The sequence below is a fragment of the Nitrosomonas sp. genome (assembly GCF_021731985.1).
Classification (GTDB): Bacteria; Pseudomonadota; Gammaproteobacteria; order Burkholderiales; family Nitrosomonadaceae; genus Nitrosomonas.
This window is the reverse complement of the sequence record NZ_JAKFWH010000092.1, coordinates 19,597-28,259: the sequence shown is the minus strand read 5'-3', so window position 1 is coordinate 28,259 and position 8,663 is coordinate 19,597. Positions and strand designations below refer to the sequence as shown.

Here is an 8,663-nt window from a genome sequence, read left to right as displayed (position 1 = left end):
TGTAATACAGTAACCCTGCGTTAAGACAAGCTCCCAGTCCGATTGCCAATGCCAGTCCGGCGTGTTGTAAAGGAATGATGAAAGCGAGATTCATCAGTTGTGTGGCAATCAGCGTGATGACAGCAATTTTGACCGGTGTTTTGATGTTCTGACGCGCATAGAATCCAGGGGCAAGCACTTTAACTAGAATTAATCCAAGTAATCCCACACTGTAGGCAATTAATGCTTCGCGTGTCATCCAGACATCATGGTCAGTAAATGCGCCGTGGTGAAAAAGAGTTGTGATTAAAGGCGTCGCTAATAATGCCAATGCCAGGGCCGCCGGTAAGGTCAGTAGTATTGTCAGTCGCAAGCCCCAGTCGAGCAAGCGGGAATATTCTTCGGTGCTATTGCTGTTGTAATGCCGGGCTAACGATGGCAATAGAATTGTGCCTAATGCCACACCCAGCAGACCGGCGGGGAATTCCATTAATCGATCGGCATAATAAAGCCAGGATACACTGCCGGTAACCAGAAGTGAGGCAAAGATGGTGTTGATCAACAAACTGATCTGGCCGACTGATACACCAAAGATTGCTGGGCCCATTAATTTGATCACACGCCAGGCACCGGTATCCGGGTTTCTGAAACGGATGCGAGGCAATAGTTTAAGCCGTAGCAGAAAGGGTATCTGGAAAGCGAGTTGTAATATACCACCGATAAACACTGCCCAAGCCAGCGCGAGAATCGGCGGATCGAGTAAAGGTGTGAGCCACAGTGCGCAGCCGATAAATGATAAATTCAATAGTGCCGGTGTAATTGCAGGAACATTGAACTTGCCATGAGTGTTGAGTATGCCGCCTGCTAAAGCAACCAAGGAAATAAAAAATATGTAGGGAAATGTAATCTGCAAGAGTTCAACGGTTAAGTTGAATTTCTCCGGATTGGCAGAAAATCCGGGCGCACTGGCGTAGATAATTAGCGGTGCTGCTAAGATACCAATGGCGCTAACGAAAAAAAGTGTGATGCCTAGAAGCGTGGTGATGTGATCAACCAAGTCTTGCGTTTCTACGGGAGTACGCGTGTTTTTATACTCGGCAAGAATCGGAACAAATGCTTGTGAGAATGCACCTTCGGCAAATAATCGCCGTAACAGATTGGGAATACGGAAAGCAACAAAAAAAGCGTCGGTCAGCATTCCTGCACCAAAAATCCGCGCAATGATGACGTCGCGCAAGAAACCGAGAATACGGGATATAAATGTCATGCTGCTGACAGCAGCGAGTGCTTTGAGTAAATTCAAAACGGTATATAAGTTGCGCTATCAGTAGGTAAAGTGGAAGGTTGTTTTACCCGGATTAGCTGTTATTCAGAATCCGGTTATTTCTCAATTCCAATTCAGAATAAATTTCAACCCTAACCAAACTAAAACGGGTAGTTCCAGATTAGAAAAAACGACTTATTTTCTTTATGAAACTTGCATCTGACCAGTTCCATTGCAGGCAATATTCGGCGCCAAGTTTTGGGTTTTTAATATCGGCTTCGATTTTGGTTTGTCCGGTGACAACGGGTGGTAATAGCGCTTCTTCTACATCATCATGTCTGCAGAAAAACCGGGCTGAAGAAATGGAGCGTCCCGCCGGTAATTCAACAGTTAGATGCAGTTGCCGCGTGTCATTGTCAACGACGTGGGAAAGAACACCTTCTGTTTGTGTGAAAGCATCTTCGTATTCATACGATAGGGTCAGATCAGAACCATTCACTACTTTTAACTCAGGTGGAAGTTTCATGCATACCCGATAGCTTCCATTTTCTTTTATCTGCTCAGCCGGATCGCTATCATTGACTCTGAAGTTACTGATACTGCCCATCCCACGTATATTTCTAAACCAATATTCTGAATTATCAACATGACAAGCAGTTGTCATTTGTGTTTGTGTTAGCGTTGCCTTATTGCCGTTTGTGTCGTGGATAGTCAGTATTTTTCTTAGATCTGAGATAGTAAATGCGGATTTGTTTTGTCTGTATTGATCATAGACCAATATCGATGCACTGAATGCAAATATTAACCCGATTACAAAGTAGTCAGTCAACAGTGCGACCAGAACGCCGAAAATAATGAGTGTTACATTGATGTAAAAAATGAGTTGGTTGGGTTTGTCAAACATTCAGGACTCCTCAATTTGCAGGCTATTTTTATAGTATTTATCGAAGCGCTGAGTTTATCAGAGAGAAGCATGCAAAAAAAGCAAGATAGGTAATAGATTGAAGCTGATCCGAGAAAACTCTTCGGATTAATCCATATCAAGACATAGCTTTTCACTCTGATGTGCAGAGTTTGTGGAGATTCCGGAAGCAATCAAGAAATTAGGGACTTCATTTGAATTTGGAGTTATTATCACGTGTTGCCGAATTGATCAATTTTTATGGAGAAAGCTATATGTCAAAAAAATCAATGAAACCTATTTCACTCGCGTTAGGCACTGCACTTGTAACCAGTCTTGCTGCCAGTAATCTCTCTGCAGATACCCGCGTAAATCCTTTTGCGATGAATGAATTATCTGGCGGTTACATGCAGCTTGCCGATGCGAGCAGCGCTAACAAATCAGATCAAGAAAGTAAATCTGATGGTAAGAAAACTGAGAAAGAAGGTAAGTGCGGTGAAGGTAAGTGCGGCGGTAAGAATGAGATGAAACAAAATATGGAAGGAAAATGCGGCGGCAAGAAAGCTGAACAAGAAGGTAAATGTGGTGAAGGGAAATGCGGTTCTAAAAAATAATTCGAACAATCCATGAGCAGTAACCGATATCCTGTTCATGGCGCTGGTCTTGGTCTGCGGCGCTCGCTAATGAGTTCGCTTGCGGATCAAACCACGCATCCGGTTAATTTCTGGGAAATTGCACCGGAGAACTGGATTGGTGTGGGTGGACGCCACGGAAAAATTTTTTGTGAGCTGACTGAGAAATTTCCTTTTATCTGCCATGGATTATCACTTTCAATCGGTGGACCGTCTCCATTGGACGAAGCCTTTCTGCACCGATTGAAGCGCTTCTTAAAAGAGCATCAGATCCGGTATTACAGTGAACACCTAAGTTATTGTAGTGACGACGGTCATCTGTACGACTTGCTTCCAATCCCCTTTACGGAAGAAGCGGTGCATTATGTTGCAGATCGTATCCGGCGTGTCCAGGATATCTTGGAACAACGCATCGCAATGGAAAATGTTTCCTACTATGCGGCACCTGGCAAGAAAATGGAAGAGCTTGATTTTATTCAAGCCGTGTTGCAGGAAGCGGATTGTGATTTGCTGTTGGACGTCAATAATATTTATGTGAACAGCACTAACCATCGATACGATGCCGAAACATTTCTTCGGCAACTGCCAGCCGAACGCATTCGTTATATTCATGTTGCCGGACATTACCAAGAAGCAGAAGATCTGATTGTGGATACACACGGCGCGGATGTAATTGATCCAGTCTGGCAATTACTCGAAAAAGCCTATCAATATTTTGGCGCCATTCCCACGTTGCTGGAGCGCGATTTTAATCTTCCACCGCTGGCTGAGTTGCTGGGAGAAGTGGACATCATTCGTGCATTGCAGTCGAAATATTCAGATCAAAGCAATGACCTCATACAACACGGCTGATCGTCCTGATTTTGTGCGGCAGCAATATGCGTTTGCGGCACACATCCGCAACCCGGAAAAAAATCCTTGTCCTGATGCAATCGAGAAACGGCGTATGAAAATCTACCGCGAGTTGTTTTATAACAACGTGGAAGATTTTATGGCCAATACTTATCCGGTATTGCGTCAAATAATGCCGGATGAGCGTTGGCACGCCTTGATCCGGGATTATTTTGCTAACCATCTGTCGCATACCCCTTTGTTTCCGGAAATGCCGCGCGAGTTTATAAAATATCTGGAACGGGAACGCAATCCGCATTCGGACGACCCGCCTTTCATGTTGGAGCTTGCTCATTATGAGTGGGTTGAGTTAGCACTTTCTTTATCAGATGAGAAAATTGACGAAACAAAAATAGATACGCATGGCGATCTGCTGGATGGGATACCTATTATTTCTCCCCTTGCCTGGTCGCTGAGTTATCGTTTCCCCGTTCATAAGATTGGTCCGGCTTTCCAACCTCAAGAAGCCGGTGAAACGCAAACGCACTTGATTGTTTATCGCGATGCCAATTTTGATGTGCATTTTATCGAAATCAATCCAGTGACGGCGCGGCTAATGCAGCTGATTTTGGAGAATAGCAACCAATCCGGGCGGGTTTTGCTGCAACAAATGGCCGCAGAACTTAATCACCCGCAACCCAATATCGTTATCCAGGGCGGTATGGAAATATTGAATGATCTAAAGAACCGTCAAGTGGTCTTGAAGGGGAGAACTTGACGTTCAAGAAATAGCGCTACAGCTTCAAGGTGTTATGCCGTTAGACTGCCTATTAGTGAATGATGGTAACGCATATCCCGTGCGGAAAATCAAATGATATGGACGTTAGACTTGAAGGAAAATAGCGCCGATAGTAACCACTCTGTGCCCAACATGACAAACTTTCTGGCTTCTTCCGTGCATGATATGAAGAATTCAGTGAGTATGTTGATAGGTGGTCTGGAAAAAGTGCTTGCGTCAACTGAAGCAGCTCAACTTTCTACGCATGCTGAATTGATGCAGATGAATCATGAAGCAAAACGTATTAACAACAATCTGATTCAATTGCTGACACTCTATAAGCTGGGTCAGAAAATTTATCCCTTTGATCCGCAATCCATTTGCCTGGATGATTTTTTGCGTGTGATGGTTGCGCAATATAGGGAGTTACTTAAATTCCGTGCAATTAATCTGGAAGTTCGTGTTAATCCCGAATTATATTGGTACTTCGATGAAGACTTAATCAGTGGCGTGATTGGAAATGCATTAAATAACGCCATGCGTTACACGTGTGACCGTATCCATGTAATCGCCGAGGAGAATGAAGGAAAACTAATACTGCGGATTGAAGACAACGGGAATGGCTATTCGAATCAAATTCTGCGGGAAAGTGATGATTGCGCGCGCGGCGTTGATTTTCAGGGCGGTAGCACAGGGTTAGGTTTCTATTTTTCGGCGATGGTGGCACGTATGCATCATAATCAAGGCTGCTTAGGCGAACTAAAGCTGGAGAATGGCGGTTCACTCAGCGGCGCTTGTTTTGTGTTATGCCTTCCGTAATGAATGGTTATTTATTGAAATCATGAATACTAGTGAGTTTAATGCTTTAACAGCAGATATGGATTTCACAGACACGACTGCGCTGATAATCGATGATTATCAAGAAATGCGCAGCATTTTTCGCGATATCTTGCGTAGCTGTGGCGCTGATGTGAAGAAAATATCCATGGCGGCAAGCGGAAGCGAAGCCATTTCTTTAATCAAGAAAACTCAGTTTGACATCGTGCTGTGCGATCTCGATTTAGGATCCGGGAAGAACGGACAACAAGTACTTGAGGAAGCCAAGCATCTGTCGCTTGTTGGGTCTTCCTGTCTGTGGATCATGATCTCTGCAGAAAAATCTCCAGAAGCAGTGACAGGTGCCGCAGAATATCAACCTGATGCCTATTTGCTGAAACCGGTTACCGAAATGAATTTGCGTTTGCGCTTAGCCAAAATTTGGGGAAAAAAGAAAGCATTTGCTGAGATTCACCAAGCGATGAAGCAGCTGGATTATTCTAAGGCCATGAATCTATGCGATCAACGTTTAACTTCCGATAAGGCGAATGCGGCTGATTTGCTTCGGACTAAGTGTGATTTGTTATTGATTACTGGTGAATATGATCGTGCCAAAATTGTATTGGAAAAAATTTTGGCTGAGCGCGATCTGCCTTGGGCGAAAGCGGCGTTAGCTAAAATCCTGCTAAAGAAAAATGATTTTGAAGCAGCCAAAACATTGCTCGAGGAAACTGCTGAAACAAATCCTGCATTTCTTGAAGCACACGATTTACTCGCTCAAACGTTGCAAGCTATGGGCAATTTCGAAGAAGCAAACAATGTACTGGAACGTGCGGTAAAGCTATCGCCAAACTCGGTATTGCGACAGAAGAATCTTGGTGCTGTGGCAATGAAAATCGGCAAACTGGAAAATGCTGAGCGGGCTTTCCGCAAGAGCGTATCGTTAGGGGAAGATTCTGTACTAAAAACAGCGGATGCCTATTTTGGACTTGCCAAAGCATGCAGCGCCAGTAAAAAACCGGATGAAGCAATTAGAGTACTGGGTCAGCTCAATAAGAGTTTCGCTACGGATGAAATGCGCCTAAAAGTATTGGCAGTGGAAGGAATGATTTATCATCAAAGCGATAATGCCGAGAAGACTAAGCAGATCGCCACTGAGATTATCCAGTTGATAGACCAGGATGCTATTCATCCAGACAGTGAGGGGTCATTGGAAATAGCGCGCTTGCTGATGGTTACGGACGATAAGGACAAAGCCATCAAATTATTGCAGCGAGAGATTAAGAATAATCCAGAGAATGCTGCCTTACTTCAAGATGTCGCGGAAATATTTGATCAAGCTGGCATGGGCGAAGAAGGCAGTAAATTGATTGAGACGTTACGCCAGGAAGCTATGCTGATTATGAATCGTGGTGTATTGCTCGTCAGTAAGGGGCAGTATGAAGAGGCGGTCAATGCCATGCGGGATGCTTACGCAGCAATGCCGGCAAACATGCGCGTGTTACTCAACTTAGCCTACGTAATTATTACGTATATTCAAAAAAAAGGACCAACGGCAGAGCTGATTCAAGAAGCGCGTAGTAGTCTTCTCGCTGCAAACGAATTGTCACCCGGAGAACCGCGTTTTATCCGCTTGATGGCTTCACTGAATGAGTTCTCCGCATCAGCATGATCTATAACGAAAGCTTTTCTTCAGAAGAAAAGCTTTCAGTACAAACGAGCTTAACTGCCCACCTTAACAAAGCTGCCACCTTGGTTAATCCAGACTTCCCCGGTTAAGGCATCACTAATCGTCGTGGCATCCGTCTCAAAGCAATCGGGTACGCTCTGACTTGTATAGGTGCCTTTAGTGAAATAATTCACTGGGGGTGTTATCACGATGCCATCAATGGGTAGAGACCCTATTGCTCCGGTTATGGCTGCGGTAATATCGAGACAAAGATCGGAATTGACAACCAAGTTGGCAGTTTCAGCCGGTGCATTCATCGTGCAGTGTTTAACGTTTGCTGCTGTATCGACAATAGCTTGAAACGGATTGGGTAATCCTGGAATGCTGGTGGATAAACCGTCTATTCTTGATGAAGTAATCGTATTGCTGCCAAGTAAGGAAATGCCGCTTGCCGTCGTTTGTTGCGGTACTTGACAAAGATTGGTGTTTGTCAGGTCGGGGGCAGCGACACAGTGACCATTTGTAGTGACCGTCACGACATTGCCGCTCTGGCTATAAGTAACTCCGGCGAGGACATTAGCGGTATCGCAAGCAGCGATGCCGCCACTTCCACCAGAATTATTGATTTCGTTGATTAAACTTGCAAGCGTGTCAATCACTGTCGGATTATCTCCCCAGGGTCCACCTAACACATAAACGCTATTATCGTTTTTGTTTACACCGGCATAAATGCCGGACTCTGGATAGTACCGGTATAACCAGGGTTCGATATTTTGCGTGGCCTGATGGCTCCGGAAGATCGCCGGGTAAGTCTTCTCAGCCCAGTTGAGCAATGTTTCGGTATCACTTGCAGTATCCGCGAGAGCGGAATGCGTATTGAAGAACAGAAAGAATGTGCAAGCCGATAAAAGTAACTGTTTTATGTGCTGTTTCATATTGAAGCACCTCGATTGATTAGATGAGTTGAATGTTTAAGTAATGGAATGTTCCATATATTTTAAAAATCATGGAGACATTATTGCATTTTATGTATTGAATCTAGATCAGGAATTAGCTGGTATAAAGTATGTATTTCAACGAATACAAGGCAACTGAATATCATAGAAAAGCACCAAAATGGATCTTCTTGGCGTCTCTATTTGTCAGTGCATATTTTAAGAGAAGCCATTGGCGCTATTGAGATTTCATCTGCCTCGGGTTTTTTCCGGAGGAGCAAATTTTTATTGATGCACTTTGACAGCAAGTTGCAGTAATTTTGAGCTGATATCGAGCCCTGAAGCACGTACTCTGGTCAAATTAATTTCAAAAACAATTTTCTCATTGACTAGACTCATATTGATTGCAATGCCCTGTGCGGTAGCATTTGGGTTATCAGCCAGTGTGAGGATGGGTTCATTCTGTAGATCATTTAAGATGCTGGATAACTGGCTGCTAACCGATTTAGAGAAGAAGATCACTTGGCACGCCTTTAATTGATCAAAGTCAGCAATACGTGTGACTTTGATGTGGCGGTTATTAACCGATCTGTTTTGTAGTTTGTCGATTTCCTGGCCGAAAAAATCTTCCCCATAAATACACAGATTAATCGTCTGGCTGGTACTGTCTGGCCAGTGGGTAAATGCAATAAAGTTATAAATAAAGGCGGCTTTGACTTGGTATTCAATCATGCTGTTGGCCATCGCCACCGAGTGAGAAACCGGCAGACAAAATCCCAGATACAAGGCGAATAAAAAGTGATAGAAACTTCGTTTCACGAATTTATCTGAGCGCTTGAGTAGTCGATTAAATAAGTG

9 protein-coding genes are annotated in these 8,663 nt (G+C 44.0%); 5 read left to right on the top strand and 4 right to left on the bottom strand.

Going from position 1 to position 8,663, the window contains the following annotated elements; genetic code table 11:
• Together murJ and QZ942_RS13900 are read right to left on the bottom strand one after the other, a co-directional pair.
• Positions 1-1,282: murein biosynthesis integral membrane protein MurJ (gene murJ / locus QZ942_RS13905; protein WP_292996657.1), on the bottom strand; the 1,282-nt coding region annotated here is incomplete at its 3' end.
• A gap of 142 nt (positions 1,283-1,424) precedes the next feature.
• Positions 1,425-2,147, bottom strand: coding sequence for a hypothetical protein (locus QZ942_RS13900; protein WP_292996655.1), 723 nt, complete (start codon positions 2,145-2,147; stop codon positions 1,425-1,427).
• Between the two features lie 272 nt (positions 2,148-2,419).
• On the opposite strand from QZ942_RS13900, the gene QZ942_RS13895 reads away from it, so the two are divergent.
• The 5 genes from QZ942_RS13895 (at position 2,420) to QZ942_RS13875 (ending at position 6,873) form a co-directional block, all read left to right on the top strand.
• Positions 2,420-2,758, top strand: coding sequence for a hypothetical protein (locus QZ942_RS13895; protein WP_292996653.1), 339 nt, complete (start codon positions 2,420-2,422; stop codon positions 2,756-2,758).
• Between the two features lie 12 nt (positions 2,759-2,770).
• Complete coding sequence (locus tag QZ942_RS13890; RefSeq protein WP_292996651.1) at positions 2,771-3,628, top strand: DUF692 domain-containing protein; 858 nt, start codon at positions 2,771-2,773, stop codon at positions 3,626-3,628.
• On the top strand, positions 3,606-4,385 hold the full coding sequence (locus tag QZ942_RS13885; protein ID WP_292996650.1) for a putative DNA-binding domain-containing protein: 780 nt from the start codon (positions 3,606-3,608) through the stop codon (positions 4,383-4,385). Before QZ942_RS13890 ends, QZ942_RS13885 begins: the two co-directional genes overlap by 23 nt.
• 93 nt (positions 4,386-4,478) lie before the next feature.
• Positions 4,479-5,204, top strand: coding sequence for a HAMP domain-containing sensor histidine kinase (locus QZ942_RS13880; protein ID WP_292996649.1), 726 nt, complete (start codon positions 4,479-4,481; stop codon positions 5,202-5,204).
• Positions 5,205-5,226: 22 nt separating this feature from the next.
• The gene (locus QZ942_RS13875) at positions 5,227-6,873 is read left to right on the top strand and encodes a tetratricopeptide repeat protein (RefSeq protein WP_292996648.1); all 1,647 of its coding nucleotides are present in this window, start codon (positions 5,227-5,229) and stop codon (positions 6,871-6,873) included.
• A gap of 50 nt (positions 6,874-6,923) precedes the next feature.
• Here the strand turns inward: QZ942_RS13875 and QZ942_RS13870 are convergent, their stop codons facing one another.
• Together QZ942_RS13870 and QZ942_RS13865 are read right to left on the bottom strand one after the other, a co-directional pair.
• Entirely contained in the window at positions 6,924-7,805 is an 882-nt protein-coding gene (locus QZ942_RS13870) for a hypothetical protein (RefSeq protein WP_292996646.1), read from the bottom strand.
• Between the two features lie 285 nt (positions 7,806-8,090).
• Positions 8,091-8,624, bottom strand: coding sequence for a YfiR family protein (locus QZ942_RS13865; protein WP_292996644.1), 534 nt, complete (start codon positions 8,622-8,624; stop codon positions 8,091-8,093).
• Positions 8,625-8,663 lie beyond the last annotated feature (39 nt).

Excerpts from the sequence above, each read along its gene's own strand:
- QZ942_RS13885 (WP_292996650.1), top strand. The coding sequence starts at position 3,606 with ATGACCTCATACAACACGGCTGATCGTCCTGATTTTGTGCGGCAGCAA.
- QZ942_RS13870 (WP_292996646.1), bottom strand. The coding sequence starts at position 7,805 with ATGAAACAGCACATAAAACAGTTACTTTTATCGGCTTGCACATTCTTT.
- QZ942_RS13890 (WP_292996651.1), top strand. The coding sequence starts at position 2,771 with ATGAGCAGTAACCGATATCCTGTTCATGGCGCTGGTCTTGGTCTGCGG.
- QZ942_RS13880 (WP_292996649.1), top strand. The coding sequence starts at position 4,479 with ATGATATGGACGTTAGACTTGAAGGAAAATAGCGCCGATAGTAACCAC.
- QZ942_RS13875 (WP_292996648.1), top strand. The coding sequence starts at position 5,227 with ATGAATACTAGTGAGTTTAATGCTTTAACAGCAGATATGGATTTCACA.
- QZ942_RS13895 (WP_292996653.1), top strand. The coding sequence starts at position 2,420 with ATGTCAAAAAAATCAATGAAACCTATTTCACTCGCGTTAGGCACTGCA.
- QZ942_RS13900 (WP_292996655.1), bottom strand. The coding sequence starts at position 2,147 with ATGTTTGACAAACCCAACCAACTCATTTTTTACATCAATGTAACACTC.